Here is a 26,375-nt window from a genome sequence, read left to right as displayed (position 1 = left end):
ATGAGCGACGTCGATCCCAACGAGAAGAACCTCGAGACCAACACCCTCGCCGAGGAGCCTTCGCGAGGGCACACGCTCGCCCCGACCGATCGCGGCGAAGCGGTGCTGAGAACCGACAACCTCGTCGGCGGCTACCTGCCTGGCGTGAACATCCTGAACGGCTGCACCATCGAGGCGTTCCCCGGTGAACTGATCGGCATCATCGGGCCGAACGGCGCGGGCAAGTCGACCGTGCTCAAGGCGATCTTCGGGCAGATCAAGATCCGCAGCGGTCGCGTGATCTTGAAGGGCGAGGACATCACCGGACTCCGGGCGAACAAGCTCGTGACCAAAGGCGTCGGCATGGTGCCGCAGAACAACAACGTCTTCCCGAGCCTCACGATCGAGGAGAACCTCGAGATGGGCCTGTTCCAGAAGCCTTCCATCTTCGCCGAGCGCTTCGACTTCGTCACCACGTTGTTCCCGGAGCTCGGCAAGCGCCGCAAGCAGCGCGCAGGCTCACTCTCGGGCGGCGAGCGCCAGATGGTCGCCATGGGTCGCGCCTTGATGATGGAACCCTCCGTGTTGCTGCTCGACGAGCCTTCAGCCGGTCTGTCGCCCGTGCGGCAGGACGAGACGTTCATGCGGGTGCACCAGATCAACCGTGCCGGCGTCTCCGTCATCATGGTGGAGCAGAACGCCCGGCGCTGCCTGCAGATCTGCGACCGCGCCTACGTGCTCGACCAGGGCCGCGACGCCTACACGGGCACCGGCCGGGAGCTCATGAAAGACCCGAAGGTGATCGAGCTCTACCTCGGCACGCTCGCCGCTGATCAGGGGCATTAGAACGCGTTATCCCCATCGGAGGCATTCAGTGAGATAATCTCACTCATGCCTTCGTCTGTTCTCGACACCGAACCTCTCTCCGCTTGCCCTTCGCCGGCTGAACTGCGCGCCTACCGGAAAGGGCGGGGAGAGGTGAACGGGCCACGCGTCCGCGTGCGACCGTGTCTCGGTGGCCTGAGCTACACCGCGCTCCTGGTGACCTCCGGGCTCACCACGGGGCTCCTGGCAGCGGTGGGGGCGAATCCACGCGCTGTGCTGGTCGGGGGGCTGCTGACAGCAGGCTCGGCTGTCGGCGCCGTGGTGTGTGCTCGGTCCACGAGCATCCGCACCGGTCTTCGCGAATACCGGCTCGCGGCCTTCGCCGCCCGCAACGGGCTCGTCTACGAGCGCGGCGTGGCGACACCCAGCGTGCCCGGACTGCGGTACTCCGACGGAGCAGGTCGGCCCTTGCGCCGGTTCACCGGCGAGAACGCCGGTGTGCCCGTCGAGGCCGGCAATTACCGGCATCCCGCCGGCGATGTCTCGGGTTACGTGATCGTGGGTCGGCAGTTCGAGATCGTGGCACCGTTCGATTTCGCCGAGCCGGCGGAATGGCACCGGGCCTGGGGGCTCCTGCGCACCGCCTCGTGAGGGCGACACCCGCCCTGAACGTCAAGAAAGCCCGGCACCTCCGAAGAGGGCCGGGCTTTCGTGACGGGGAGACTATTCCGCGAGCGAACCGAACTCGACGTTCAGCGGCGCGTAGGTGTTGTCTTTGCCGTACTGGTAGATGCCGATGTATGCCTCGGTCGGGTCACCGTTCTCATCGAAGGTGATCGGACCGGAGATACCGTCGTAGTCGATGTCCGTTCCAGCAGCCAGCAGATCGGCGCACTCCGCGAACGAGGTGCACTTCGTGCCACCCTCGGAGACCGCCTGCATGTTCTTCTGGATGGTCGGACCGTCGGCTGCGCCGCCGGCGACAGCCGCGAGGGCCATCAGGTTGACTGCGTCGTACGACTCAGCTGCGTAGCTGAAGTCGTTCAGGTCAGCGTTGATTCCGAGCGCCTTGGCCTTGAACGCGTCATCCGCGAGCACACCGGGAAGGGTGCCCTTGGCGCAGTTCAGGGTTCCGGGGTCGAAGTCCTCGTCGTAGTTGGACAGGTTGCCGTCGACGAAGTACAGCTTGCTGCCGTCGAAGCCCTTGGTGCCGATCAGCTCGGGCACGATGACCTTCGTCTGGTCGAAGGCGATCAGCGCAATGGCGTCGGGGTCTTCGGCCAGAACGGCGTCGATCTGCGAGCTGAACTGGCTGTCACCCTCGTTGAAGGCCTCGGAGGCCACGACGGTTCCGCCGGCGTTCTCGATCGCGGTCGAGACGTTCTGTTCCAGACCCGAGCCGTAAGCGTCGTTCAGGTAGATGATGCCGACGTTGGTCGCACCGTCACCCACCATCAGGTTGCCGAGCACGCGGCCCTGCAGCACGTCAGACGGCGCCGTGCGGAAGTAGTACCCGCCGTCGTCGTAGGTCGAGAAGTCGGGCGAGGTGTTCGCCGGCGACACCTGAACGACCTGAGCACCCGTGACCTGGTCGATGAAGGTGAACGAGACACCCGACGACGCAGCGCCGACGATGCCCGAGACGCCCTGGCTGAGCAGGTCGGTGGCCGACTGGGTCGCGATGTCGGTCGTGGTGTCACCCGAGTCGCGGTGGATGACCTCGACGTTGCCGCCGAGCACGCCCGGCGCGGATGCGTTGATCTCCGCGACCGCGAGGTCGACACCGGCGATCTCGGGCGGGCCGAGGAACGCGAGGCTGCCGGTGGTCGGCAGGATCGAGCCGATCTTCAGCTTCGTGTCGCGGGTCTGCGCGGCTTCGGGTGCGACCGGAGTGATGTCGGCCGCTGCGGTGGCCGCGTCTGGTCCGCACAGCGCTGCCGCTGCGGTGGTCTCTCCGCCGTCGGTGGAGGGAGTCGACGCGCAGGAAGCCAGCAGCAGAGCGCCGGCACTGAACGCGGCAATACCCGCAACGATCGACAGGGGCTTCGAGCGCGAGGCCTTGACCTTCGCAATTACGCTCATGGTGCTCCTTTTGTGAATGTGTGCAGTTCTCGGCGAATTCGAAGAAATAGCCGTGGATTCACGCTATTCGGCATTGGGCGTCGGGACAATACGTTCGTGTTACAGGGGTGTAACACAGGGAAATCGTTACCTTCCGGTGATATGAGCGCGCTCTCAGCCTCTGAGGCCGATCAGACGCAACGATCCGGCCTTCGTGGCGCCGGCATCCGTCGTCACCTGACCGGTCACACCGGTGTAATGGATGGTGGCCCGCGCCTCGAGCGCAGCGACGCACGCACCGTAGCTGGAGCAGCCGACCTCCCCGCTCGTCACGGCCGGCAGGAACTCCGCGATCGAGGAACGCCCGTCGTCTCCGGCCATCTGGGCGGCGAGAGCGATGATCACGGTGGCGTCATAGCTCTCGGCACCGAACCGGGTGTCGACGAGCGTCGGGTCGGAGGAACGCAGGCGAGCCGCGAACGCCTCGTCGACCGCGACCGGGTCGGCGACCGCCGAGATCCCGGGGATGCCTGCCGCTGCAGCCGCGGCATCCACCGCGTCGAGAACGTCGGCACTGCTCGGACCCACGATCGCATCCACTCCGCGACCGCCGAGGGCAGCCACCGTTTCGCTCCCCCGCGCGCCTGCGCTGTCGCCTGCGTCGCCGCGCACCACGATGATCGACGCCCGATGCACCCCTCCGGCCTCGTCGATGTCGCGCGCGGCCAGTTCGACGCCGGCGAGCTCTGCCGCACCGAGTGCGGCGTTCGCACCGGAGAGCGGAACCACGGCCCCGATCGTGAGAGTGCCGTCGCCCGTCGGAATCGGTTGCGCCATCGACGCCACCGGCGTCGGCACCGGGGAGGCCTCGGGCCCGCTCGACGCGAAACAGGCGGTCAGAGCCAGCGGAATGCACACCACGAGGGAGGTCAGGGTGGCGGCCCGGGCGACCTTGCCGCGGGCTCGGCGGTGGCTGTGAGTCATGCTCGCATCAGCTTATCCCCGCTGCTGCGTGCCGTTCTGCGTGGCACGCGTGACCCGGGCGGCCCGCACCATGTCCACGATGAGGATGAGCAGGGAGATCCAGACGATCGCGAATCCGGCCCAGCGGGCAGGCGGCATCGGTTCGTGCAGCACGAAGACGCCGATCACGAATTGGAGGATCGGCACGATGAACTGCACGAAGCCCACATAGACCAAGGGAAGCCGCCGCGTCGCCGCCGCGAACAGGAGCAGCGGGATCGCCGTGGCGACTCCCGAAGACACCAGGAGCAGGGTGTTGCCCACACTCACGGTGCCGATCACGAGCCCGGTGAGCTGACTCACGACGATCAACTGCACCACTGCCACCGGCGCGATCCACAACGTCTCCAGCGTGAGTCCGCTCACTGCGTCGACCCGCGGTCCGACATGCTTCTTCACGAGGCCATAGGTGCCGAACGAGCCGGCGAGAATGAGGGCGATCCACGGCACGCTGCCGTACCCCACCGACAGCACCACCACGGCGACGCCGCTCACCGCGATCGCGACCCACTGCATCCTCCGTAGTCGCTCGCGCAGCACGAGCACGCCGAGAAGCACGGTGGCGATCGGGTTGATGAAGTAGCCGAGGGAGGTCTCCACCACCTGATCGGCGAGGGTGGCGAGCACGTACGTCTGCCAGTTGACGTAGATCAGCACGCCGGCCAGACCCATCAGCAGGAGCAGCCTCGGCTGACGTGCGATCGCGAGGAACGGCTTCCAACCCCGGGTGGCGGTGAGCAGGATCGCGCAGAACACCAGCGAGAACAGGATGCGCCAGGAGACGACCTCGAAGGCCCCGGCCGGGCGCATCAGAAGAAAGTAGAGCGGGAACACACCCCAGAGCACGTAGGCTCCGATGCCGTAGATCAGCCCACTGCGGAAGCGTTCGGATGCTGTGCCCGCGATCGCGAGATTCGAGGGCGGCGTCACTGCGTCACTCTACTCCGCGTGATTCCGAGCGCCGCCGCCCGGAATGCACGAAACCCGGGCGGCCGAAGCCACCCGGGTTCTGTGAAGTGCTGTGCGGACTAGCGGACGACGACCGCGAGCACGTCGCGAGCCGAGAGCACGAGCAGGTCTTCGCCCGCGTACTTGACCTCGGTTCCGCCGTACTTGGAGTAGATGACCTTGTCGCCGACTGCGACGTCGAGCGGAACGCGGTTGCCGTTGTCGTCGATGCGACCGGGGCCGACGGCGACGACTTCACCCTCCTGAGGCTTCTCCTTGGCAGTGTCAGGGATGACGAGACCGGAAGCAGTGGTCTGCTCAGCTTCGACCTGCTTGATGACGATGCGATCCTCGAGCGGCTTGATGGAGACCGACACGGTTGACCTCTTCTTTCTCAGTTACAAAAACGTCTGGTTAGCACCCTCACACCGAGAGTGCTAATTCGAGTTTAGAGGCACCGCTGGCACTCGCGCAACGTGAGTGCCAGTGCTTGATGCCTCAGAACCGCAAGGTATTGAAGAACACAAGCAGCACCACGCAGGACACAGCCGAGATTATCAAAGCAGCGATCGCTATCGGCAGGCCACGGAGGCCGTCGCGACGGATCTGCACGATCGCGCCGATGCTGAGAAGCACGCCAAGCCCACTGGCGCCGAGTAATGAAAGCACGAGGCAGACGATTGCGAATCGACTCACCGGCGCGACCGAATGGGAATTCTCAGCTGACACAATCGTCTCCAAACTGGGTTTTCCTCATTTTAGCATGAGCAGTATTGCGTTAGGTTTGCCGGATGGATTCTGCTGAGTTGTCGGTGCTGCTCACGGCCGAGGGGCTGCGGCTGCTGGACTCGCTGCCGCTGTACAGCGCCGGCGACTCCGTCAAGCAGGTGTCGGCGTTGCGGAAAGCCGGACACTCGGCCGAGCTCGTGGCCGCCGTGTTGACGCAGTCGCGGCTGCGCGAGAAGGCCCGGGCGAAGTTCGGTGCGTTCGCCGATCGGCTGCTGTTCACGCCGGCGGGGCTGGAGCAGGCGACCCGACTCAAAGTGGCGGCGATGCATGCCGGACGCTTCCGCGACGCCGGCATCGGCGCCGCCGGGAGCGGCGGTGGGCGCATCGCCGACCTCGGGTGCGGCATCGGCGCCGACGCGCTCGCGCTGGCGGCGCTCGACCTCCCGGTGGTGGGCGTCGAGCGCGACGAGGTCACGGCCGCGATCGCCACCTACAACCTGGCCGGCTTCCCGTCGGCCGAGGTCGTGCTGGGAGACGCCGAGACCTTCCCGCTCGATGGCGTCGATGCCGTCTACCTCGACCCTGCCCGGCGCACCGGCGGCACCAAGAACACGAGCCGGCTGACCCGCCCCGAGGACTACTCCCCCTCCGTCGACTTCGCCTTCGGACTCGCCGAGCGCCTGCCCACGGGCATCAAGCTCGGCCCGGGTTTCGACCGCTCGCTCATCCCTGGCGAAGCCGAGGCGCAGTGGGTCTCGGTCGACGGACAGGTGGTGGAGATGGGTCTGTGGTTCGGCGCACTGGCGAGGCCGGGCATCCGTCGCTCCGCTCTCGTCGTCGACCAGTCGGGCGCGTCAGAGCTCACCGCCGAATCGGACAGCCCCGATGTGTCGACGAGGCCTCTCGGCGACTACCTCTACGAACCCGACGGCGCCGTCATCCGGGCCCGGCTCATCGGAGCCCTGGCCGAGCGCCTCGATGCCGGAATGCTCTCACGCGACATCGCGTACCTCACCGGCGACGAACTCGTGTCCACCCCGTTCGCCGCCGCTTTCCGCGTGCAGGAGCGGCTCCCGGCCGGCGAAGCCCAGCTGAAGAAAGCCCTGCGCGAGAGGCGGATCGGCACTCTCGAGATCAAGAAACGCGGCATCGACGTCGACCCGGCCACGCTCCGCACCCGCCTCGCCCTGAAAGGACCGGAGGCCGCCACCCTCATCCTCACCCGGGTCGACGGCGCACATGAAGCGCTGCTCGTCGATCGGGTCGCGGGATGACGGTGACGGCCTCCTGAGACGTCGCGCCTAGTAGGTCGAATACATCGAACTGGTGCCGGCGGCTGCGAGCAGCACGACGATGAAGATGACGTAGACGATGACCCCGAGCACGGCCAGACCGGTGAATACGTAGGAGATGATGAGGCCGGCCTTCGCCAGGCCACGGCCCGACTCGCCCGTGCGGTCGATCTGCTTCAGGGCGATGTGTCCGGTCACGATGCCGGCGATCGAGAACACGAACGCGAGGATGATCGTCACGATCGCCAGGGTGTTCATCGGCGGGGTGGCCGGCGCCTGGTAGCCGTAGTAGGGCTGCTGCCCGGGCGGAGGCTGGTAACCGGGGGGCGGCGCCTGCCCGTATCCGGGGGCCGGCGGAGGGGTCTGATACCCGCCGGTCGGAGGGGTCGGATACCCGCCGGTGGGAGGCTGCTGATAGCCACCCGGCTGCTGATAACCCGGCGCGGGCGGTTGGGCGGGGTAGCCCGGAACCGGCTGCTGGTAGCCGGGGGCGGGCGGCGGTGTGGAGGCGGGAGCAGCGGGCGGCGCCGGCGGAACCGGCGGAACCGACCCTGTCTCGGGCGAGGTCACCGGAGGAACCGGCGGCTCTCCGGCATCAGGGGTGGGGTTGTTCGTGTCGCTCATGGGAACGCCCTTCTGTTTCGGGCCGTTGCCGGCCGGTGCTGCCTGCGTTCGTCGTCGGGCTCGGGCGCAGGCGATCTGGAGCCGCCTGCGCCCGGCACATCAGTATGTCGTGGTGATCGCTCCGGTGGCCGCCGCCGCGACGGCGATGATGATGAAGACGACCCAGAAGATCACGCCGATGCCGCCGATGATGATTCCGGCGATGGCAAGGCCTCGGCCCGATTCGCCCGTCTTCTTGATCTGGCTCAAGGCGATGAACCCCAGGATGACGGCGATGATGTTGAAGCTGAGGATCGAGATCACCAGAGAGACGATCGCGAGCACGTTCGTCTTCTGCGCGACAGGTGCCGGTGTGTAGGCGGGCGTGGGTTCGGTCAAGGGAGACTCCAATTGTCCTAAGAAAACACGATGACGGCCCCTATCGTGGCAGGGCCGCTGAGAAAGTGTCAATGACGCGCGTAACACTCCTCGAGGGGAGCCGTCTGAACCCGTCGTCAGGGCATCTGGATGAGGGTGACCGGCAACGTCGAATCCGCACCGAACCCGAGTTCCGACGGCGCGTGACCGGCCTGGATCAGCTGCGCTCCCAGCGCGGCGATCATCGCTCCGTTGTCGGTGCAGAGCGAGAGGGGCGGGATGCGCAGGGTCACGCCCTGCGCCGCAGCCCGCTCGGCCGCAGCCTCGCGCACCCGCGCGTTCGCGACCACACCGCCGCCGAGCAAAAGACGCGGGATGCCGTAATCGGCGCAGGCGCGGAAGGCCTTGGTGAGCAGCACGTCGACAACCGCCTCGCGGAAGCTCGCGGCCACGTCGGCCACCGGGATCTCCTCGCCGGCGTCGCCGGCACGTTCCACCCAGCGGGCGACGGCGGTCTTGAGCCCGGAGAACGAGAAGTCGTAGCGATGCTTCTCGAGGTCTTTCGCCTGCATCAATCCGCGAGGGAAGCGGATGGCGGCGGGGTCGCCCCCGACGGCGGCCCGGTCGATCTGCGGGCCGCCCGGGTAGGGCAGTCCGAGCACGCGGGCCACCTTGTCGAAGGCCTCGCCGGCGGCATCGTCGATGGTCTCACCGAGGAGCTCGACGTCGTCGACCAGATCGCGCACCAGCAGGAGCGAGGTGTGGCCGCCGGAGACGAGCAGGGCGATGGTGGGGTACTCGAGCGATTCGGCCGCTAGGACGTCGGCACCAACGTGGCCCACCAGATGGTTGACCGCGTAGAGCGGCTTGCCCGTGGCCACGGAGAGCGCCTTCGCAGCGCCGACCCCCACCATGAGGGCGCCGGCGAGTCCGGGGCCGCTGGTGACGGCGATCGCGTCGACCTCGTCGAGGCCGATGCCGGCTTCGGCGAGCGCCGCGGCCAAGGTCGGGTTCATGGCCTCGAGGTGGGCGCGCGCCGCGACTTCGGGAACCACTCCGCCGTAGCGGGCGTGCTCGTCCATCGACGAGGCGATCACGTTGGCGAGCAGCGTCGAGCCTCGCACGATGCCGACGCCGGTCTCGTCGCAGGAGGTCTCGATGCCGAGCACCACGGGGCCGCCGGTCATGACGCATCCTCCTTTCCGTGAGCGCCACCGGCGCGGTCGGCGAGGGCGTCTCCGGCAGCGAGCGCCGGACCCCGCGTGGGCAGCTCGGCGCGCATCACGATCGCGTCGACGCCGTCGGGCTGGTAGTAGGCGGGCCGAACGGCGATGTCGGCGAATCCGAGCGAGACATACAGCCCGTGCGCCACCGGATTGTCGGCACGCACTTCGAGGAACACGGATTCGGCTCCGCGCGTCGACGCTTCTGCGAGCAGGCGGCCCATCAGCTGCCGCCCGAGCCCACGACCCCGCGACTGCTCCGAGACGGCGATGGTCTGGATGTCGGCATCCGTCGACCCCACCGGGCAGAGCAGTCCGGCGTAGCCCTCGATCACGCCGGTGCCGGCTTCTGCGTCCACCCCCACCAGGTAGTAGCAGTGCGGATGCTCGAGCTCGCGCCGCATCGACTCGCGCGACCAGGCGTCGCTCTCGAACGAAGCTTCCTCCAGTGCCATGATGGCGTCCAGGTCGGCCACAGTCGCGCGTCGGAGCTCCCAGCTCACGGCGTCACCCGCTTTCTCGGTCCGGGCATCGTGACATCCGGCGACCGCAGGTAGAGAGGCTCGCTGTACTCCTCGCTCATCCCGCGCTCCCGGTGCAGCAGGGCGACCCGGGCCAGAGCACCCGCGCTGACCTGCGTGGCGTCGATCCGGTCGAACTCGGCGTAGGGCACCTCGTCGGGCTTGCAGAGCGCCGGGCCGTCGGAGCGCACCGGCGCGTCGTCGTCGAGATCGTAGCTCGACCAGTAGACCTCGCGGCGGCGCGCATCCGTCACCACCAGAAGGGGGCCACGGGCCCCCGCCGACCATTCCTCGAGGGCGACGGCGTCGTGGCTCACCACCGACACCACGGGCCGGTCGATGCCGAAGGCGAAGGCGCGGGCGGCGGCGATGCCGACGCGCAGGCCGGTGAAGGGGCCGGGCCCCATGCCGGCGACGACGGTGCGGATTCGGGATGCCGGAACGCCGGCGTCATCGAGCACTCCCGCGATCATCTCCCCGATCACCTCGGCATGGCGCATCGTGTCTTCGGTGGAGCGCTCCGCGAGCACCATCTCGCCGTCGGCCACGGCGACCGACGTGCCGGCGGAGGTATCGATGGCGAGAAACACACATCGAGCCTAACGTGGCCGAGCGCCACCCTTGCTTCCGCGATGGAGCGCGAAGTGGGCGTGATCGGGGCCCCAGGGGCGACTTCGCGCTCCCTCGCGGAAGGCGGTCACGCCCAGCGGGGGCCGGAGGTGCGGATGCGCACCATGCGGGGTTCGATCGGCGCTTCGGCGAATCCCGCGTCGGCGTCGCCGCCCGCTTCGGCATCCGCCGCACCGGTCTGCACCGCGCCCGCCTCCGTGGCTTCGGCCCCGCCCCCGTGCGGTCGGTCGATGTCGATCGCCAGATAGGAGTCGGTCAGCACCTCGATCAACCCGGCGCCCCACTCCACCACCACGACCGAGTGCGCGAAGTCGATGTCGAGGTCGTCGAGTTCGAGCGCGCTGCCCAAACGGTAGGCGTCGACGTGAACGAGTGCCGGTCCGCCGGAGAGCGACGGATGCGTGCGGGCGAGCACGAAAGTCGGGCTGGTCACCGGGCCGCGCACGTCGAGTCCCTCGCCGAGCCCGCGGGTGAAGGTGGTCTTGCCGGCGCCCAGGTCGCCAGAGAGCAGCACGACGTCGCCCGCCTGCAGCAGGCCCGCGATGCGGCGGCCGAACTCGTGCATCTCGTCGGGGGTCGCGATCTCGAGACGCGAGCCGATCTCGGCGAGCCTCGCACGCGCATCCGTGGTCACGATGCCGCGTCCTCCGTGGGCGCGGACACCACCGGCGACGGGGCGGCTTCGGCTCCGAGATACACCCGCTCCACGCGCGCCCCGACGCGGGCGACGATCTCGTCGCCGATCGTCTCGGCGTAGCCGGCCCAGTCCTCGGCCGTGGGTTCGCCACGATCCCCTTCGCCGAACACGATCACCTCGTCGCCCGGCGCCACCTCGGCGTCGCCCACGTCGACCACGAACTGGTCCATGGCGATGCGTCCGGCGATCGGATAGCGTCGCCCGTTGATCCAGACCTGACCGCGGCCCGTCGCGATACGCGGGATGCCGTCGGCGTAGCCGAGCGGCACGAGTGCGAGCGTCGACTCGGCGCCGGTGCGGTAGACCAGGCCGTAGGAGACGCCGTGACCGGCCGGCACCCGCTTCGTCGAGACCACGGAGGCGCGCAGGGTCATCACGGGCCGGAGACCCAGGTCGCGGCCCGAGCGGTCATCGAACGGCGAGATGCCGTAGGCGGCGATCCCGAAGCGCACGAGACCGAGCCGACCCTCGGGCATGCGGATGCCCGCCGAACTCGCCGCCAGGTGCAGCAGCTCGAAGTGCGCGCCGAGCTCTTCGGCCACAGCGACCGCGCGGTGCAGCTTGGCCAGCGCGACGGCGTCTTCCTCGGGCGAGGCGTCGGCGAGGTGCGACCAGGCGGCGTGCAACCGCACGACACCTCGGCGGTCGTACTCGAGGGCTGCGGTCACGAGACCAGGCCAGTCCTCCTCGGTCGCGCCGTTTCGGCTGAGTCCGGTGTCGATCTTGAGGTGCACGCGCGGGGCGCGGGAGGCGCCCGCGGCTGCGATGGCGTCGAGCTGCCAGACCGCCGAGACGCCGAGGTCGATGTCGGCCTCGGCGGCCGCGCCGAACAGGGCATCGGGGTCGTGCATCCAGGCGAAGATGGGCGCGGTGATGCCGGCTTCGCGCAGCACCAGGGCGGCCGGGATGTCGAGCACGGCGAGCGACGAGGCGCCGGATTCCAGCGCCGCGCGCGCCACCGGCACCATGCCGTGACCGTAGGCGTCGGCCTTCACCGCGAGCATGGTCTCGGCGGGTTGCGTCAGCGCCGACAGGGTGCGCACGTTGTGCCGAAAAGCGTCGAGGTCGATGACGGCCTCCCGCCGCGGAGAAGCATCGCTCATGCCGGCACCCCCTCTGACCGGTTGACGAGCACCGGGTACTCGCGCTTCACACGCGAGCCGAGCCGCGTCACGACTTCGTAGTTGATGGTCTCCGCCGCCTCCGCCCAGGAGTCGGCGCTCGGGAAGCCGTCGGCCGGATCGCCGAACAGAACCACCCGGTCACCCACCTTCGCGGCGTGCTCCCCGAGGTCGACCACGAACTGATCCATCGCGACTCGCCCGACGATCGGATGCGCCGCGCCGCCCACCCACACGCTCCCCCGGTTCGAGACATGGCGGGGGATGCCGTCGGCGTACCCGAGCGGAACCAGCCCCAGCCACGTGTCGACGTCGGGTCGGTAGGTGTAGCCGTAGGAGACGCCGGTGCCGGCGACCACGCGCTTGACGGCGATCAGGCGACTCTCCACGCGCATCGCCGGGCGCAGCCCGAGCGTGGCGGAGTCGACCCCGTCGAAGGGAGAAAGACCATAGAGTCCGATGCCCAGACGCACCAGGTCGAGCCGCGTGGCCGGCAATCGCAGGGCGCCCGCCGTCGAGGCGAGGTGCCGCACGGTCGGATCGAGACCGAGACTCCGCGCGATGGCCGTGGCCTCCTCGAACGAATCGAGTTGGGCGAGGTCGTCGGCGTCGCTCGCGTTCGAGAGGTGGCTGAACAGACCGTCGACCCGGATGCGCCGGTTGCCGACCGCGTCTCTCGCTGCCTGGAAGACGGATTCCCACTCGCCGCGCTCGACCCCGTTGCGCCCGAGCCCGGTGTCGACCTTCAGGTGCACCCGCGCCGGAGCGGTGGGCGTGCCGGCATCCGCAGCGCGCTGGAGTTGCAGTCTGGTGCTGACGCCGATCGACACGTCGTGGGCGACTGCTTGTTCGAACACAGGGTCGTGCCCGTGCAGCCACGCCAGCACCGGGGCGCGAATGCCGGCTTCGCGCAGCGCGATCGCTTCGGCGACGTCGGCGACCCCGAGCCAGGTGGCACCTCCGTCGAGGGCGGCACGAGCGGCCGGCACGGCTCCGTGGCCGTACCCGTCGGCCTTCACCACGGCCATCACGGCCGCCGGAGCGACCAGCGCACCGACGCGGGAGACGTTCGCGGCGATGGCCTCCGTGTCGACGACCGCGCGGCGAAGCGCGGCAGCCGAACCGGATGCGGCGACAGATGCGGAGGCGCCGCCCATCAGGCCCCTCCCGCTTCCGCCACCACGAACGCCACAGCCGTGCCGCCGTCGTGGGTCATGGTGAGGTGCAGCCGCGTGGCTCCCATCTCGGCGAGAGCCTGCGCGACTCCGCCCGACACCTGGAATTCCGGGTTGCGGTGCTCGTTCGACACGATCTCCATGTCGTGCCAGCGGAACTCGGTGGAGTGACCCACGGCTTTGATCAGTGCCTCTTTCGCGGCGAACCGGGCGGCAAGCGACCGCACCGGGAGCATCCGTTCGCTCGGAGCGAACAACCGGTCGCGCAACCGCGGCGTCTTCTCGAGCGAGCGCTCGAATCGCGCCACGTCGACGAGGTCGACTCCGACTCCGACGATCACGGCGGCTACTCGACCGTGACGGACTTCGCGAGGTTCCGCGGCTGGTCGACGTCGAGGCCTTTGGCCGTCGCGAGCTCCATCGCGAACAGCTGGAGCGGAATGACGGTGAGCAGCGGCTCGAACAGCGGCGCGGCGAGCGGGATGCGGATCACCTCGTCGGCGAACGGCAGAACCGCCACGTCGCCCTCCTCGGCGATGGCGAGGATGCGAGCACCACGGGCACGGATCTCCTGGATGTTCGAGACGACCTTCGCGTGCAGCGAGTTCGGGTCGCGCGGACTCGGCACCACGACGAACACGGGCTGACCCGGCTCGATCAGCGCGATCGGCCCATGCTTCAGCTCGCCGGCCGCGAAGCCCTCGGCGTGGATGTAGGCGAGCTCTTTGAGCTTCAGCGCACCCTCGAGGGCGATGGGGTAGCCGACGTGACGGCCGAGGAAGAGCACGGCACGGCTGTCCGACATCCATTTGGCGAGCTGGGTGATCTCGGGCGCGTTCTTCAGCACCTGCTCGATCTTCTCGGGGATCGCCTGCAACTCCGCGATCTGCTTGGCGCCCACCGCGGGGTCGAGCTCGCCGCGCACGCGGGCGAGGTGCAGGCCGAAGAGGTAGAGCGCGGTGATCTGCGCCACGAAGGCCTTCGTCGACGCGACCGCGACCTCGGGTCCGGCGTGCGTGTAGACGACGGCATCCGACTCGCGGGCGATCGTCGCGCCCTGCGTGTTGCAGATCGACAGGGTGCGGGCGCCGTTCGCGATGGCGTACTTCACGGCCATCAACGTGTCCATCGTCTCGCCCGACTGGCTGATCGACACCACGAGCGTGCGGGGCGTGAGCACCGGCTCGCGGTAACGGAACTCGTGCGAGAGCTCCACCTCCACGGGGATGCGCGCCCACTTCTCGATGGCGTATTTGCCGAGCAACCCGGAGTAGCTGGCCGTGCCGCAAGCGACCACGATCACGCGATCGATGTCGCGCAGCACCTCGTCGAGCCCCTCCAGTTCGGGCAGCACGACCTCGCCGTCGTGCACGCGACCGAGGATCGTGTTCGCGACCGCGTCGGGCTCTTCGCTGATCTCCTTCGCCATGAAGCTCGACCAGCCGCCCTTCTCGGCGGCCGCGGCATCCCACGACACCTCGAACTCCTGCGTTTCGACGGGAGCGCCGTCGAAGTCGGTGACCGTGACCGTGTCGGCCGTGATGACCACGATCTGGTCCTGCCCGATGGCCACGGCGCGATGGGTGTGCTCGACGAACGCGGCGACGTCGGAGCCGAGGAAGTTCTCGCCGTCGCCCAACCCGATCACCAGCGGCGAGTTGCGACGTGCACCCACCACGACACCCGGCTCGTCCTGGTGCAGCGCGAGCAGTGTGAACGCACCGTCCAGGCGCGACACCACGCGGGCGAGAGCGGCGGACAGCCCGTCTCCCACCTCGTATTCCCGGCCGAGCATCTTCGCGGCCACCTCGGTGTCGGTCTCGCTCTCGAAGACCAGGCCGTCATCGAGCAGCTCCTGCTTCAACGTGGCGAAGTTCTCGATGATGCCGTTGTGGATCACCGCGATCCGGCCCGACGAGTCGAGGTGCGGATGCGCGTTGCCGTCGGTCGGACCGCCGTGCGTCGCCCAGCGGGTGTGCCCGATTCCGCTCTGACCGTCGGCCATCGGATGCACGTCGAGGTCGTCGGCGAGAACCGACAGTTTGCCGGCCCGCTTGCGCGTGGTGAGACTGCCGTCGGCGCCGATCACTGCGACACCGGCGGAGTCGTAACCGCGGTACTCCAGTCGACGCAGTCCGCCGAGGAGCACCTCGAGACTGCTGTTGTTGCCGACGTAGCCCACGATTCCACACATGGCCACGAGTTTAGCCGAGCGTTCTGGGCACTCGGTCAGTGCCCCCGGGCGGGCGATTCCGGCAGATTCGGGCAGAATGGAGTCCTATGCCCGACTCCCCCTCCACCGGTCTCGGCCAGTTCAGCCCCTTCATCGAGTTCGACCGGGCGCACTGGGCGGCTCTCGCACCGACGACTCCGCTGCCCCTCCTCGAGACAGAGATCGTGCAGTTGCGTGGCCTCGGCAACCCGCTCGACATCCGCGAGGTCACCGAGGTCTACCTGCCGCTCGCGCGGCTTCTGAACCTCTATGCCACGAGCGCGCAGCAATTGCACCGCGCCAGCTCCGACTTCCTCGGCGAGCGCTCGAAGTCGACGCCGTTCGTCATCGGCGTGGCCGGATCGGTCGCGGTCGGCAAGTCGACCATCGCGCGCCTGCTCCGTGAGCTCCTGGCCCGCTGGGCCGACACGCCGCGGGTCGAACTCGTCACCACCGACGGCTTCCTGCTGCCCAACCGCGAGCTGCAGCGCCGGGGCATCATGCACCGCAAAGGTTTTCCGGAGTCGTACGACCGCCGTGCCCTGCTGCGCTTCGTGAGCGCCGTGAAGAGCGGCAACCCGGAGGTGCGCGCACCCTTCTACTCGCACCTCAGCTACGACATCGTGCCCGAGGCGCAAGTGGTGGTGCGCCAGCCCGACATCCTGATCGTCGAGGGGCTCAACGTGCTGCAGCCTCCTGCCGCCAGCAATACCCTGGCCGTGAGCGATCTCTTCGACTTCTCGGTGTACGTGGATGCGCGCACCACCGACATCGCGAACTGGTACGAGAGCCGCTTCCTCGACCTGCAGCGCGGCGCGTTCGCGAATCCGAAGTCCTATTTCCACCGCTACTCGAGCCTCAACGAAGTCGAGGCACGGGAGACGGCCCGCTCCATCTGGGAGTCGATCAACCTCCCCAACCTGATGGCGAACATCCGGCCCACCCGCTCGAGGGCGACCCTGGTGCTCCGCAAGGATGCGGATCACACGGTGAACAAGGTGCTGCTCCGCAAGCTGTAGCTGTTTTCTTGCCGCGCCGCCGCTACTGCGGCGCGGGCGACATGCTCCGGTGAGGTCGCTCACGCGGCCTCGCCGTCGCCCTGGGTTGTCTGAGCGCGGCCCGCGGCTTTCGTTCCCGTTAGCGGTTTGGGGCTAGAGGGATTGCTCGACGCCGGTGGAGAGGCGCTGGCGGACGACGTCGGCCAGGGACTCGGCGATGCGGTCGGCCGTGGCCTGGTCTCCGGCCTCGACCATGACGCGCACGAGGGGCTCGGTGCCCGAAGGGCGCAGCAGCACGCGGCCGGTCTCGCCGAGGTCGGCTTCCGCCTCGGCCACCGCGGCGGCGAGCACCGTGTCGGTGTGCACACCGTCGCGGTTCACACCGCGCACGTTCACGAGGGTCTGCGGATAGACCTTCATCACGCTCGCGAGTTCGCCCAGGCTCTTCTTCGTGGCCGCCATGCGGCTGAGCAGCTGGAGTCCGGTGAGGATGCCGTCGCCGGTCGTCGCGTAATCGGCGAAGATGATGTGACCCGATTGCTCGCCACCAAGGCTCAGCATCTGCTCGTTGATGGCCTCCAGCACGTAGCGGTCGCCCACCTTCGTCTCGAGCATCCGGATGCCGTGGTGAGCCATCGCCACCTTGAGGCCAAGGTTCGACATCACTGTCGCCACCAGGGTGTCTTCACGCAGAGCGCCACGGTCGCGCTCGGAGAGCGCGAGGATGGCCATGATCTGGTCGCCATCGACGATGTTCCCGTCGGCGTCGACCGCGAGGCAGCGGTCGGCGTCGCCGTCGTGGGCGATGCCGACGTCGGCTCCGGCCGCCACGACGGCGGCTGCGAGCTTGTCGAGGTGGGTCGAGCCCACGCCGTCGTTGATGTTCATGCCGGTCGGATCGTTGCCGATCACGGTGATCCGGGCGCCGGCCTGGCTGAACGCCTCGGGCGAGACGCCGGCCGCGGCGCCGTGGGCGCAATCGAGCACCACGTGGATGCCATCGAGGCGGTGGGGCAATGTCGTCAGGAGATGCACGACGTAACGGTCTTCGGCATCCGCGAACCGCTTGATGCGTCCGATGTCGCCGCCGAGCGGGGCGAGCTGCGGATGCTCGAGCGCCGCCTCGATGCTGATCTCGACCTCGTCGGGCAGCTTCTTGCCCTCACGGGCGAAGAACTTGATGCCGTTGTCGGGGGCCGGGTTGTGGGATGCGGAGATCACCACTCCGAAGTCGGCGTCGATGTCGGCGATCAGGAAGGCCGCGGCCGGGGTCGGCAGTACTCCGGCGTCGAGGACATCGACGCCGGAGCTGGCGAAACCGGCTGAGACGGCGGCCGCGATGAAGTCGCCGGACTGCCGCGGGTCGCGCGCGACCACAGCGACGGGTCGGCGACCCTCACTTCGGGCTTCGGCCCCCAGGACACGTGCACCGGCCTGCGCGATCCGAAGAGCGAGGTCGGCGGTGACGTCCTGGTTCGCGAGCCCCCGCACCCCATCGGTGCCAAACAGGCGAGCCATAGGCTAAGCGTAGAGCCGAAGCGCGCTTAGCGCTTCGAGAACTGCGACGCCTTACGAGCCTTCTTGAGACCGGCCTTCTTGCGCTCGATGACGCGGGCGTCACGAGTGAGGAAGCCGGCCTTCTTCAGCGACGCACGGTTGTTCTCGCGGTCGATCTCGTTCAGCGCACGGGCGATGGCGAGACGAAGGGCGCCGGCCTGGCCGGAAGGGCCACCGCCGGTGATCTTCGCGACCACGTCGTAGGAGCCGATCAGGTCGAGCACCTTGAAGGGGTCGGTGATCAGCTGCTGGTGCAGCTTGTTCGGGAAGTAGTGCTCGAACTCACGGCCGTTGACCGTGAGGGTGCCGGCGCCGGGAACGAGGCGCACGCGGGCGATGGCCTGCTTGCGACGGCCCACGGCCGCACCCGACACGTTGAGAACGGCGCGGGGCGCACGGGGCGCCTCTTCGGCCGGGGTTTCGGTGGAGTAGCTCTCGGGAGCCACGTCAATCTGATCTGCGATCTTCGCCACGGTAGTTGTGTGTCCTTTGTCTGAGTCTGCTGAACGAGGGACGCTACTGGGCGACCTGGTCGAGGATGTACGGGGTGGGCTGCTGAGCCGCGTGCGGGTGCTCGGGGCCCGCGTAGACCTTCAGCTTGCGGAACTGGTCGCGACCGAGCGAGGTCTTGGGGAGCATTCCGCGGATCGCCTTCTCGACGGCGCGCTCGGGGCTCTTCGCCAGCAGCTCCGCGTAGGTCATCGAGCTGAGACCGCCCGGGTAACCGGAGTGGCGGTAGGCGCGCTTCTGCGCAAGCTTCGCACCGGTCAGCGCCACCTTCTCGGCGTTGACGATGATGACGAAGTCGCCCATGTCCATGTGCGGGGTGAAGGTGGCCTTGTTCTTGCCACGCAGGATGGCGGCGGCATGGCTGGCCAAACGGCCGAGCACGATGTCGGTCGCATCGATGATGACCCAGCCGCGCGAGACTTCGCTGGCCTTCGGGGTGTAGGTACGCGTCACAGTAGTGCTGCTTTCTTGTTCGAAATGAGGAGTTCGTGAATCCCACTCCGGTGGGCATTCCCGATCAGAACGACGGGGAACACAGCCGATGGAGGGCTCAACTTCGGGCGGCGAACGATGAGGCGCGCACACCAAAGATCAAGAATAGGCGATACCACTCCGCCGGTCAAATGAGCTCACGACGCGCCCTGGTCTGCTCCGCTCGCGAGCGCAGCCCGTCGGCCGGCGGATAGCCGACTTCGGTGAGCACGAGACCCTTCGCGGGCATGACCAGGAAAGCACCGGTGCGCATCCCTTCATCACGGAGACGCACCAGCTCAGGGCCGGTCAGGCTGCCGTCACCTACGGCGACTGTGCCACCGACGAGAGAGCGCACCATGCTGTGGCAGAAGGCGTCGGCCTGCAGCGACGCCACGAGCACCCCGTCGCTCCCCCGCCGCCATTCGAACGACTGCAGGGTGCGGATGGTGGTCGAACCCTCGCGCGCCTTGCAGAACGTCGCGTAGTCGTGCAAGCCGAGCAGCGCTCGGGCCGCGGCATCCATCGCCTCGACGTCGAGAAGAGTCGGATGCCGCACAGTCGTGCGTCGGAGCAGCGGATCCCGCGGTGTCGCCGTGTCGGCCACACGGTAGACGTAACGGCGCCAGACGGCGGAGAAGCGAGCATCGAAACCCTCAGGGGCGAGCGTCGACGCGAGCACGGCGACGTCGGAGTCGGCTCCGAGCACACCATTGATCCGCTGCCCGAGCAGATGCGCCAGAGCCGTCGGCTCCATCGTGCGCGCGTCGTCGCCCCGACGGCGGAGGCTCCGCAGCTGCGCGTCGGTGAGATCGAGGTGCGCGACCTGCCCGGATGCGTGCACACCGGCATCCGTTCGCCCGGCCACCCACAGGTGCGGGTTCGGCGGATAACGGCGCAAGAGCGTGGCGAGCACCTCTTCGAGCACGCCCTGCACGGTGCGGAGACCGGGCTGACGGGCCCAACCCGAGAAATCGGTGCCGTCGTAAGCGAGGTCGAGACGGATGCGCCACAGTCCGGTCTCGAGTTCCACGGCTGTCATTCTACGACGAAGGCCCCGCCACCCTTGCGGGTGCGGGGCCTTCGTGCGACGGAAGTCGGATGCCTACTTGGCGTCCTTCTCCTCGGCCTCGTCGGCCGGAGCCTCGTCGGCGGCGGCTTCAGGAGCCTCAGCCTCAGCGGCCTCGGTGGTCTCCTCGGCCTCAGGAGCGGTCTCCTCGGCGGGAGTCTCCTCGACGACCTCGTCCTCGGCGGGCGCGGCAGCGGCGGCGGGCGCCTCAGCCTTGGCCGACGACTTCGGGGCAGCCTTCTTCTTGGCGACGACCGGCTCGAGAACGAGCTCGATCTGCACCATGGGAGCGTTGTCGCCCTTGCGGAAGCCGAGCTTCGTGATGCGGGTGTAGCCACCCTCACGCTCTGCCATCAGCGGAGCGATCTCGGTGAAGAGCTCGTGGACGACGGACTTGTCGCCGATCACGGCGAGCACGCGACGACGGGCGTGCAGGTCTCCGCGCTTGGCGAAGGTGATGAGGCGCTCGGTCAGCGGACGCATCCGCTTGGCCTTGGTCTCGGTCGTCTTGATGCTCTTGTGGGTGAACAGGGCGGCAGCCAGGTTCGCGAGGAGCAGGCGCTCGTGCGCCGGTCCGCCACCGAGACGGGGTCCCTTGGTTGGCTTGGGCATTTCTTATCTCCAGATGTGAGTCAGTTGGTCGGGTAGGACGATGCAGGCGACAGGAACGTCTTAGACGTTCTCGTCGTCGTAGCCGCCGTAGAAGTGAGCGCCGTCGAACCCGGGAACGGTGTCCTTCAGCGAAAGGCCGAGCTCGACGAGCTTGTCCTTCACTTCATCGACCGACTTCTGTCCGAAGTTGCGGATGTTCATGAGCTGCGTCTCCGACAGAGCCACGAGCTCGGACACCGTGTTGATGCCCTCGCGCTTGAGGCAGTTGTAGGAACGCACCGAGAGGTCGAGGTCTTCGATCGGAACCGAGAGCTCCGACGAGAGAACGGCGTCGACGGGAGCTGGGCCGATCTCGATGCCCTCGGCCGCGGAGTTGAGCTCGCGGGCCAGGCCGAACAGCTCGGTCAGCGTGCGACCGGCGGAGGCGATGGCGTCGCGCGGCGTGATGGCCGGCTTCGTCTCGACATCCACGACCAGGCGGTCGAAGTCGGTGCGCTCACCGGCACGAGTCGCCTCGACGCGGTAGGTGACCTTCAACACGGGCGAGTAGATCGAGTCGATCGGAATCTGACCGGCCTCGGAGAACTCGCTGCGGTTCTGCGTCGCCGAGACGTAGCCGCGGCCGCGCTCGATGATCAGCTCGAGCTCGAACTTCGCCTTGTCGTTGAGCGTGGCGATGACGAGCTCGGGGTTGTGGATCTCCACCCCGGCCGGAGCCGAGATGTCAGCAGCGGTGACCTCGCCCGACGCGTGCTTGCGCAGGTAGGCGGTGATCGGCTCGTCGTGCTCAGAGGAGACGACGAGACCCTTGATGTTCAGGATGATCTCGGTGACGTCTTCCTTCACACCCGGGATGGTGCTGAACTCGTGCAGCACGCCGTCGAGACGGATGCTCGTGACAGCAGCACCGGGGATCGAGGAGAGGAGCGTGCGGCGGAGCGAGTTTCCGAGGGTGTAGCCGAAGCCGGGCTCGAGCGGCTCGATGACGAACCGCGAGCGGAACTCCGAGATGTTCTCTTCGGTGAGAGTTGGGCGCTGTGCAATGAGCACTGTGATTCCTTTCGGCTGAGTGTCCGCTATATGACACTCACGTGACGAGGTATTGAGTTGTGGGAAAAGGCCTCACCGACGGAGCATGCAGAGCACACTCCGTCGGCGAGTCAAAGCGGAAACGCTACACGCGGCGACGCTTGGGCGGGCGGCATCCGTTGTGCGCCTGCGGGGTCACGTCGTTGATCGAACCGACCTCGAGGCCGGCGGCCTGGAGGGAGCGGATCGCGGTCTCGCGGCCGGAGCCCGGTCCCTTGACGAACACGTCGACCTTCTTCATGCCGTGCTCCTGAGCCTGGCGGGCAGCCGACTCGGCAGCGAGCTGCGCGGCGAACGGGGTCGACTTGCGCGAGCCCTTGAAGCCGACGCCACCCGAGGAGGCCCAGCTGATGACGGCACCGGTGGTGTCGGTGATCGACACGATGGTGTTGTTGAAGGTCGACTTGATGTGGGCCTGGCCCACGGCGACGTTCTTCTTCTCTTTCTTGCGCGGCTTGCGAACGGCCGACTTGGGGGTTGCCATATGTATCTCCTGGAATCCTGGTCAGTCGGCGCGCTTAGCGGCCGGCCTTCTTCTTGCCGGCGACGGTGCGCTTCGGACCCTTGCGGGTGCGAGCGTTGGTCTTGGTGCGCTGTCCGCGCACGGGGAGGCCCTTGCGGTGACGCACGCCTTCGTAGGAGCCGATCTCGACCTTGCGGCGGATGTCGGCGGCGACCTCGCGGCGGAGGTCACCCTCTACCTTGTAGTTGCCTTCGATGTAGTCGCGGAGAGCGACGAGCTGGTCGTCACTCAGATCCTTGACCCGGATGTCTCCGGAGATCTCGGTGTCGGCGAGGGTCTTCAGCGCGCGCGTGCGGCCGACCCCGTAGATGTACGTGAGGGCAACTTCCACGCGCTTGTCGCGGGGAATGTCAACTCCTGCTAGACGTGCCATTGTGGCTATCTCCTGTTGATGAGTGGAGGTCTGTGACAGTGAATGTGCTCCGGCCTCCGACCGAAGGTGTCCACCGCCCGGCTTTCACCGGACGGCTTCTGACACTGCCATGTGTTTGTTACTGCTTTAGCCCTGACGCTGCTTGTGGCGCGGGTTGCTCTTGCAGATGACCATCACGCGGCCGTTGCGGCGAATGACGCGGCAGTGCTCGCAGATGGGCTTGACGCTGGGGTTGACCTTCATGTGATTTCTCTCTTCGCTGTCCTCGTACCCCACCTAAGCGGCGGGGCCGTTACTTTCCAGCAGCGAACTATTTGTAGCGGTAGACGATCCGGCCACGGGTGAGGTCGTACGGGCTCAGCTCGACGATCACGCGGTCCTCGGGGAGGATGCGGATGTAGTGCTGGCGCATCTTGCCCGAGATGTGGGCAAGAACCTTGTGGCCATTCGTCAATTCAACCCGGAACATGGCGTTCGGGAGTGCCTCGACGACTGCGCCCTCGATCTCGATAACACCGTCTTTTTTGGCCATAGCCTCACTGTCGCTTGAAATAGTTTTGTGCTGGTCGTGCGGAGGTTCGGCCCAGGATTCGTCGGGTGACGACTGGCCGAAAACACCAAAGATCGAGCTTACGCTAAGAATCGGCGCTCTGCAAGGAGCTCCAATACTCCTATTCGTGTCGAAAAGCAACGACCGCCGGCGCCGTGGCGACGCCACCTAACCGTTGATGTCGCGGAGGATGTCGAGAACGACCTCGGGAGTCTTTGCGTCGAGGAGCCTGGCGACGTCGTCCTCGTCGCTGAAAACGAGAGCGATCTTCGCGAGCAGAGCAAGGTGGCCGCCGTCCTTGCCGGCGATGCCGACCACGAAACGCACCTCTTCGCCGCCCCAGTCGAGCGGCTGGTCGTAGCGCACGAAGGAGACCGCGGAATCGAGAACGGTGTCTTTGCCCTCCTCGGTGCCGTGCGGGATGGCGAGGAGGTTCCCCATGTAGGTCGAGATCTCCTCCTCGCGCGACCGCATGGAGTCGACATAGCCCGGGAGCACGGCATCCGCAGCCACCAGGATCTCGGCCGCCTCGGCGATCGCTTCGTCTTTGTGCCGTGCCGTGCCGTTCAGCCGGATCTGCGACCGCTCGAGAACTGTCATGCTGATGTCCTTTCCGCCGCGGCGGCGGCAGCCGTCACCGCGGCGCGCGCCCCGTCGGCGCTGTCGGTCGAGAGCGCCAGATCGGCGAATCGTCGGGCGTCGTCAAGTGTGAAGTGGAGGAGTTCGGCGCGCACGTCGGCGAGCGCCGAAGGCGACATCGAGAGGGTGGTGGCGCCGAGGCCCACCAGCACGACGGCGAGCAGCGGGTCGGCCGCGGCCTCGCCGCAGATGCCGACGGGCTTGCCCGAGACGTGACCCGCGGCGCCCACCTCCCCGACGAGTTTCAGAACAGCCGGATGCCACGGGTCCTGCAACGAGGCCACCGAGCCCAGCAGGCGGTCGGCCGCGAGGGTGTACTGGGTGAGATCGTTCGTGCCGATCGAGGCGAAGTCCGCGTGGGCGAGGATGCGGTCGGCCAGCAGCGCCGACGACGGCACCTCCACCATGACGCCCGCAGTCTTCAGCCCGGCCTCGTGCGCGAGGTCCGTGAAATACCGGGCCTCCTCGACGGTGGCCACCATCGGCGCCATCACCCAGACCTCGGCGTCGGTCTCGGCATCGGCTGCGGCGAGAGCGGCGAGCTGATCGCGCAGGATCGGTTCGTTCGCCCGGAGTGCGCGCAGCCCGCGGAGACCGAGTGCCGGGTTGCCCTCCGGCGCGTCGTTGAGGAAGCTGAGGGGTTTGTCGGCACCCGCATCCAGGGCCCGCACGACGACCTTCTTCCCGGCGAACGCCTCGAGCAGGCGCACGTACTGCGCCTTCTGCTCCTCGACGGTGGGGGCGCTGGCGGCATCGAGAAAGAGGAACTCGGTGCGGAAGAGACCGACACCCTCGGCGCCCCTCGCCAAGGCATCCGCAGCGCCGTCGGCCGAACCGAGGTTCGCCAGCAGCGGGATGAGGGTGCCGTCGGCAAGTCGTCCGGGGCCGGTGGCCGCCTTTCGGGTCGCTTTCAGATCGTCAGCTCGGGAGAGGGCCGCAGCCCGTTCCTCGTCGCTCGGCGAGACTCCGACGGTGCCGGCTCCCGCGTCGACGACGACCTCGGTTCCGTCGGCGAGACCGAGCGCATCCGTCACCCCCACGATCGCCACGATGGACTTCTCGCGGGCGAGGATCGCCGTGTGCGAAGTGGGTCCGCCGTCGCTGGTCACCAGGGCGAGCACCTTGTCGAGGTCGAGCAGGGCGGTGTCGGCCGGGGCGAGGTCGCGGGCCACGAGCACGAAGGGGTGATCGGGGTCGGGCACGCCCGGCGCAGGAACGCCACGGAGGTCGGCAACCACCCGTTGCGAGACGTCGTCGAGGTCGGTCGCCCGCTCCCCCATGTAGCCGCCCATGCTCACGAGCAGGTCTCGGAAGGCGGCGAAGGCCTCGAACACGGCGCGTTCGGCGGTCGCCCCACCGTCGATCCGCACGGCGACGTCGTCGATCAACGCCGGATCTTCTGCCATGTACGCCTGGGCCTCGAGCACGTCTTTCGCCGATCCGCTCGTGTGCTCACCCCGGTGTCGGATCACGACCGCCGTGGCGGCGAGGGAGGCCCTCGCCCGGTCCTTCTCGGCATCGGGCGTCAGGGTGCTCGGGGTCTCGTCGGGCTCGGGCAGCGGGTCGGGCATCCGGAGCACGGTGCCCACCGCGATCCCACGACCGATGCCGGTGCCGTGCAGAGTGCGCGTCGCCGGTCCATTCGTCGGTTCAGCCATCATCACCCTCCTCACCGATACTCTGCCACCGAGTCGGCTCGCACGCGATCAGGGAATGGGAACAGGCGTGATCCCGAGGGGCGCGAGCGCCGCCGCCCCGCCGTCCTCGGCGGTGAGAACCCAGATGCCGTCTTTGTGCACGGCGACCGAGTGCTCCCAGTGCGACGACATGCTGCCGTCGGCGGATGCCACGGTCCACTCGTCTTCGCGCGTGTAGGTCTCGGTGGTGCCGGCCGTGATCATCGGCTCGATCGCCACGACCAGGCCGGGCTTGACCTCCGGGCCGCGCTGGCGCACCCGGTAGTTGAACACCGGCGGCGCCTCGTGCATGCTGCGGCCGATGCCGTGGCCGATGTAGTCGGTGAGGATTCCGTACCGCGCGCCGTCGAGGGTCGACGGGTGCTCTTCGACGAACTCCTCGATCGCCTCCCCCACCTCGTTCAGGTGGCGCGCGGATGCCAACCGTGCGATCCCGTGCCAGAGCGCCTGCTCGGTCACGTCGGAGAGCAGTCGTCGCGCGGCGAACTCCTCGGGTCGGGTCGGGTCGTCGAGCACGACGGTCATCGCGGAGTCGCCGTTCCAGCCGCCGACGTCGGCACCGCTGTCGATCGACACGATGTCACCCGGTTGCAGGATGCGCGACCCGGGGATCCCGTGCACGATGTCGTCGTTCACCGACGCGCACACCGTGTGCAGGTATCCGGGCACCATCTGGAAATTCGACACTCCCCCGAGCGACCGGATGGTCTGATCGGCGATGGCGTCGAGCTCGAGCGTTGAGATTCCCGGACGGATGGCCTCGCGCACCGCCGCGAGGGAGGCGGCGGTGACGAGCCCGGGTCGCACCATGAGGCGCAGCTCGGCGGGCGTCTTGTAGATGCCCGGCCCCTTACGCCCGATCACCGAGCG

32 protein-coding genes are annotated in these 26,375 nt (G+C 68.0%); 4 read left to right on the top strand and 28 right to left on the bottom strand.

Going from position 1 to position 26,375, the window contains the following annotated elements; translation table 11 throughout:
• Positions 1-825: an ABC transporter ATP-binding protein gene (locus N1027_RS08835; RefSeq protein WP_259507011.1), complete on the top strand. Its 825-nt coding sequence runs from the start codon at positions 1-3 to the stop codon at positions 823-825.
• Between the two features lie 45 nt (positions 826-870).
• The gene (locus N1027_RS08830) at positions 871-1,455 is read left to right on the top strand and encodes a hypothetical protein (RefSeq protein ID WP_259507009.1); all 585 of its coding nucleotides are present in this window, start codon (positions 871-873) and stop codon (positions 1,453-1,455) included.
• 72 nt (positions 1,456-1,527) lie between these two features.
• Here the strand turns inward: N1027_RS08830 and N1027_RS08825 are convergent, their stop codons facing one another.
• The 5 genes from N1027_RS08825 to N1027_RS08805 form a co-directional block, all read right to left on the bottom strand.
• Positions 1,528-2,886 carry an ABC transporter substrate-binding protein gene (locus N1027_RS08825; protein ID WP_259507008.1) on the bottom strand — a complete coding sequence of 453 codons (1,359 nt, stop codon included), beginning with the start codon at positions 2,884-2,886 and terminating at the stop codon, positions 1,528-1,530.
• 153 nt (positions 2,887-3,039) lie between these two features.
• Positions 3,040-3,849 (bottom strand): ABC transporter substrate-binding protein, encoded by an 810-nt coding sequence (locus N1027_RS08820; protein ID WP_259507006.1) that lies wholly within the window; start codon positions 3,847-3,849, stop codon positions 3,040-3,042.
• Between the two features lie 12 nt (positions 3,850-3,861).
• The gene (gene rarD, locus N1027_RS08815; RefSeq protein WP_259507005.1) at positions 3,862-4,818 is read right to left on the bottom strand and encodes an EamA family transporter RarD; all 957 of its coding nucleotides are present in this window, start codon (positions 4,816-4,818) and stop codon (positions 3,862-3,864) included.
• 98 nt (positions 4,819-4,916) lie between these two features.
• Positions 4,917-5,213, bottom strand: coding sequence for a co-chaperone GroES (groES, locus tag N1027_RS08810; RefSeq protein ID WP_259507004.1), 297 nt, complete (start codon positions 5,211-5,213; stop codon positions 4,917-4,919).
• Between the two features lie 121 nt (positions 5,214-5,334).
• Positions 5,335-5,565: a hypothetical protein gene (locus N1027_RS08805; protein WP_259507003.1), complete on the bottom strand. Its 231-nt coding sequence runs from the start codon at positions 5,563-5,565 to the stop codon at positions 5,335-5,337.
• A 62-nt stretch (positions 5,566-5,627) separates the two neighbouring features.
• Here N1027_RS08805 and N1027_RS08800 point away from each other — a divergent pair, with 62 nt between their 5' ends.
• Positions 5,628-6,839: a class I SAM-dependent methyltransferase gene (locus N1027_RS08800; RefSeq protein ID WP_259507002.1), complete on the top strand. Its 1,212-nt coding sequence runs from the start codon at positions 5,628-5,630 to the stop codon at positions 6,837-6,839.
• A gap of 27 nt (positions 6,840-6,866) precedes the next feature.
• Here N1027_RS08800 and N1027_RS08795 read toward each other — a convergent pair whose 3' ends face one another.
• The 10 genes from N1027_RS08795 to glmS form a co-directional block, all read right to left on the bottom strand.
• On the bottom strand, positions 6,867-7,481 hold the full coding sequence (locus N1027_RS08795) for a DUF4190 domain-containing protein (RefSeq protein WP_259507000.1): 615 nt from the start codon (positions 7,479-7,481) through the stop codon (positions 6,867-6,869).
• A 99-nt stretch (positions 7,482-7,580) separates the two neighbouring features.
• Entirely contained in the window at positions 7,581-7,859 is a 279-nt protein-coding gene (locus tag N1027_RS08790) for a DUF4190 domain-containing protein (protein ID WP_259506999.1), read from the bottom strand.
• A 116-nt stretch (positions 7,860-7,975) separates the two neighbouring features.
• Complete coding sequence (tsaD, locus tag N1027_RS08785; protein ID WP_259506998.1) at positions 7,976-9,025, bottom strand: tRNA (adenosine(37)-N6)-threonylcarbamoyltransferase complex transferase subunit TsaD; 1,050 nt, start codon at positions 9,023-9,025, stop codon at positions 7,976-7,978.
• On the bottom strand, positions 9,022-9,564 hold the full coding sequence (rimI, locus tag N1027_RS08780; RefSeq protein ID WP_259506997.1) for a ribosomal protein S18-alanine N-acetyltransferase: 543 nt from the start codon (positions 9,562-9,564) through the stop codon (positions 9,022-9,024). Before rimI ends, tsaD begins: the two co-directional genes overlap by 4 nt.
• A complete protein-coding gene (gene tsaB, locus N1027_RS08775; protein WP_259506996.1) occupies positions 9,561-10,172 on the bottom strand; it encodes a tRNA (adenosine(37)-N6)-threonylcarbamoyltransferase complex dimerization subunit type 1 TsaB in 612 nt (203 codons plus the stop codon). Before tsaB ends, rimI begins: the two co-directional genes overlap by 4 nt.
• 107 nt (positions 10,173-10,279) lie before the next feature.
• Positions 10,280-10,846: a tRNA (adenosine(37)-N6)-threonylcarbamoyltransferase complex ATPase subunit type 1 TsaE gene (gene tsaE, locus N1027_RS08770; RefSeq protein WP_308199788.1), complete on the bottom strand. Its 567-nt coding sequence runs from the start codon at positions 10,844-10,846 to the stop codon at positions 10,280-10,282.
• Entirely contained in the window at positions 10,843-12,012 is a 1,170-nt protein-coding gene (gene alr / locus N1027_RS08765; protein WP_259506995.1) for an alanine racemase, read from the bottom strand. Before alr (N1027_RS08765) ends, tsaE begins: the two co-directional genes overlap by 4 nt.
• Positions 12,009-13,187, bottom strand: a complete 1,179-nt coding sequence (gene alr / locus N1027_RS08760; protein WP_259506994.1) for an alanine racemase — start codon at positions 13,185-13,187, stop codon at positions 12,009-12,011. The genes alr (N1027_RS08765) and alr (N1027_RS08760) overlap by 4 nt, the downstream gene beginning before the upstream one ends.
• A complete protein-coding gene (locus tag N1027_RS08755; protein ID WP_259506993.1) occupies positions 13,187-13,546 on the bottom strand; it encodes a holo-ACP synthase in 360 nt (119 codons plus the stop codon). Before N1027_RS08755 ends, alr (N1027_RS08760) begins: the two co-directional genes overlap by 1 nt.
• A gap of 5 nt (positions 13,547-13,551) precedes the next feature.
• Positions 13,552-15,399 (bottom strand): glutamine--fructose-6-phosphate transaminase (isomerizing), encoded by a 1,848-nt coding sequence (gene glmS, locus N1027_RS08750; protein WP_259506992.1) that lies wholly within the window; start codon positions 15,397-15,399, stop codon positions 13,552-13,554.
• An 86-nt stretch (positions 15,400-15,485) separates the two neighbouring features.
• On the opposite strand from glmS, the gene coaA reads away from it, so the two are divergent.
• Positions 15,486-16,436, top strand: a complete 951-nt coding sequence (coaA, locus tag N1027_RS08745; protein ID WP_259506990.1) for a type I pantothenate kinase — start codon at positions 15,486-15,488, stop codon at positions 16,434-16,436.
• 132 nt (positions 16,437-16,568) lie between these two features.
• On the opposite strand, the gene glmM is transcribed toward coaA, so the two are convergent.
• The 13 genes from glmM to map all read right to left on the bottom strand — a co-directional run bounded on the left by glmM (position 16,569) and on the right by map (position 26,366).
• Positions 16,569-17,933, bottom strand: a complete 1,365-nt coding sequence (gene glmM / locus N1027_RS08740) for a phosphoglucosamine mutase (RefSeq protein ID WP_259506988.1) — start codon at positions 17,931-17,933, stop codon at positions 16,569-16,571.
• 26 nt (positions 17,934-17,959) lie between these two features.
• A complete protein-coding gene (rpsI, locus tag N1027_RS08735; RefSeq protein ID WP_259506986.1) occupies positions 17,960-18,445 on the bottom strand; it encodes a 30S ribosomal protein S9 in 486 nt (161 codons plus the stop codon).
• 43 nt (positions 18,446-18,488) lie between these two features.
• Complete coding sequence (gene rplM, locus N1027_RS08730) at positions 18,489-18,935, bottom strand: 50S ribosomal protein L13 (protein WP_259506985.1); 447 nt, start codon at positions 18,933-18,935, stop codon at positions 18,489-18,491.
• Between the two features lie 166 nt (positions 18,936-19,101).
• A complete protein-coding gene (locus N1027_RS08725; protein WP_372499701.1) occupies positions 19,102-19,986 on the bottom strand; it encodes a tRNA pseudouridine synthase A in 885 nt (294 codons plus the stop codon).
• A 72-nt stretch (positions 19,987-20,058) separates the two neighbouring features.
• On the bottom strand, positions 20,059-20,634 hold the full coding sequence (gene rplQ, locus N1027_RS08720; protein ID WP_259506983.1) for a 50S ribosomal protein L17: 576 nt from the start codon (positions 20,632-20,634) through the stop codon (positions 20,059-20,061).
• 60 nt (positions 20,635-20,694) lie between these two features.
• Positions 20,695-21,684 carry a DNA-directed RNA polymerase subunit alpha gene (locus tag N1027_RS08715; protein ID WP_092547909.1) on the bottom strand — a complete coding sequence of 330 codons (990 nt, stop codon included), beginning with the start codon at positions 21,682-21,684 and terminating at the stop codon, positions 20,695-20,697.
• Between the two features lie 124 nt (positions 21,685-21,808).
• Positions 21,809-22,207: a 30S ribosomal protein S11 gene (gene rpsK, locus N1027_RS08710; protein ID WP_022896808.1), complete on the bottom strand. Its 399-nt coding sequence runs from the start codon at positions 22,205-22,207 to the stop codon at positions 21,809-21,811.
• A gap of 34 nt (positions 22,208-22,241) precedes the next feature.
• A complete protein-coding gene (gene rpsM, locus N1027_RS08705) occupies positions 22,242-22,619 on the bottom strand; it encodes a 30S ribosomal protein S13 (RefSeq protein WP_066041126.1) in 378 nt (125 codons plus the stop codon).
• A gap of 126 nt (positions 22,620-22,745) precedes the next feature.
• Complete coding sequence (rpmJ, locus tag N1027_RS08700) at positions 22,746-22,862, bottom strand: 50S ribosomal protein L36 (RefSeq protein WP_022898361.1); 117 nt, start codon at positions 22,860-22,862, stop codon at positions 22,746-22,748.
• A 67-nt stretch (positions 22,863-22,929) separates the two neighbouring features.
• Positions 22,930-23,151, bottom strand: a complete 222-nt coding sequence (gene infA / locus N1027_RS08695; RefSeq protein WP_022883252.1) for a translation initiation factor IF-1 — start codon at positions 23,149-23,151, stop codon at positions 22,930-22,932.
• A gap of 186 nt (positions 23,152-23,337) precedes the next feature.
• Positions 23,338-23,769 carry a PTS mannitol transporter subunit IIA gene (locus tag N1027_RS08690; RefSeq protein ID WP_259506981.1) on the bottom strand — a complete coding sequence of 144 codons (432 nt, stop codon included), beginning with the start codon at positions 23,767-23,769 and terminating at the stop codon, positions 23,338-23,340.
• A complete protein-coding gene (gene ptsP, locus N1027_RS08685) occupies positions 23,766-25,466 on the bottom strand; it encodes a phosphoenolpyruvate--protein phosphotransferase (RefSeq protein ID WP_259506979.1) in 1,701 nt (566 codons plus the stop codon). The genes N1027_RS08690 and ptsP overlap by 4 nt, the downstream gene beginning before the upstream one ends.
• Positions 25,467-25,514: 48 nt before the next feature.
• Positions 25,515-26,366: a type I methionyl aminopeptidase gene (gene map / locus N1027_RS08680; RefSeq protein ID WP_259507945.1), complete on the bottom strand. Its 852-nt coding sequence runs from the start codon at positions 26,364-26,366 to the stop codon at positions 25,515-25,517.
• Positions 26,367-26,375: the final 9 nt, after the last annotated feature.

Origin of the sequence: Herbiconiux aconitum (assembly GCF_024979235.1) — a bacterium.
GTDB classification, from domain to species: domain Bacteria; phylum Actinomycetota; class Actinomycetes; order Actinomycetales; family Microbacteriaceae; genus Herbiconiux; species Herbiconiux aconitum.
The sequence above is the reverse complement of the archived record's forward strand: the minus strand, read 5'-3'. Positions and strand labels throughout refer to the sequence as shown.

Bases quoted from the DNA above. Each gene is read 5' to 3' on its own strand.
- alr (WP_259506994.1), bottom strand. From the start codon at position 13,187: ATGGGCGGCGCCTCCGCATCTGTCGCCGCATCCGGTTCGGCTGCCGCG.
- N1027_RS08820 (WP_259507006.1), bottom strand. From the start codon at position 3,849: ATGACTCACAGCCACCGCCGAGCCCGCGGCAAGGTCGCCCGGGCCGCC.
- N1027_RS08835 (WP_259507011.1), top strand. From the start codon at position 1: ATGAGCGACGTCGATCCCAACGAGAAGAACCTCGAGACCAACACCCTC.
- N1027_RS08825 (WP_259507008.1), bottom strand. From the start codon at position 2,886: ATGAGCGTAATTGCGAAGGTCAAGGCCTCGCGCTCGAAGCCCCTGTCG.
- rpsM (WP_066041126.1), bottom strand. From the start codon at position 22,619: ATGGCACGTCTAGCAGGAGTTGACATTCCCCGCGACAAGCGCGTGGAA.
- rpsK (WP_022896808.1), bottom strand. From the start codon at position 22,207: ATGGCAACCCCCAAGTCGGCCGTTCGCAAGCCGCGCAAGAAAGAGAAG.
- ptsP (WP_259506979.1), bottom strand. From the start codon at position 25,466: ATGGCTGAACCGACGAATGGACCGGCGACGCGCACTCTGCACGGCACC.
- rpmJ (WP_022898361.1), bottom strand. From the start codon at position 22,862: ATGAAGGTCAACCCCAGCGTCAAGCCCATCTGCGAGCACTGCCGCGTC.
- glmS (WP_259506992.1), bottom strand. From the start codon at position 15,399: ATGTGTGGAATCGTGGGCTACGTCGGCAACAACAGCAGTCTCGAGGTG.
- N1027_RS08830 (WP_259507009.1), top strand. From the start codon at position 871: ATGCCTTCGTCTGTTCTCGACACCGAACCTCTCTCCGCTTGCCCTTCG.
- coaA (WP_259506990.1), top strand. From the start codon at position 15,486: ATGCCCGACTCCCCCTCCACCGGTCTCGGCCAGTTCAGCCCCTTCATC.
- glmM (WP_259506988.1), bottom strand. From the start codon at position 17,933: ATGGCTCGCCTGTTTGGCACCGATGGGGTGCGGGGGCTCGCGAACCAG.
- tsaD (WP_259506998.1), bottom strand. From the start codon at position 9,025: ATGACCGGCGGCCCCGTGGTGCTCGGCATCGAGACCTCCTGCGACGAG.
- alr (WP_259506995.1), bottom strand. From the start codon at position 12,012: ATGAGCGATGCTTCTCCGCGGCGGGAGGCCGTCATCGACCTCGACGCT.
- N1027_RS08690 (WP_259506981.1), bottom strand. From the start codon at position 23,769: ATGACAGTTCTCGAGCGGTCGCAGATCCGGCTGAACGGCACGGCACGG.
- N1027_RS08800 (WP_259507002.1), top strand. From the start codon at position 5,628: ATGGATTCTGCTGAGTTGTCGGTGCTGCTCACGGCCGAGGGGCTGCGG.
- infA (WP_022883252.1), bottom strand. From the start codon at position 23,151: ATGGCCAAAAAAGACGGTGTTATCGAGATCGAGGGCGCAGTCGTCGAG.
- N1027_RS08795 (WP_259507000.1), bottom strand. From the start codon at position 7,481: ATGAGCGACACGAACAACCCCACCCCTGATGCCGGAGAGCCGCCGGTT.
- rplQ (WP_259506983.1), bottom strand. From the start codon at position 20,634: ATGCCCAAGCCAACCAAGGGACCCCGTCTCGGTGGCGGACCGGCGCAC.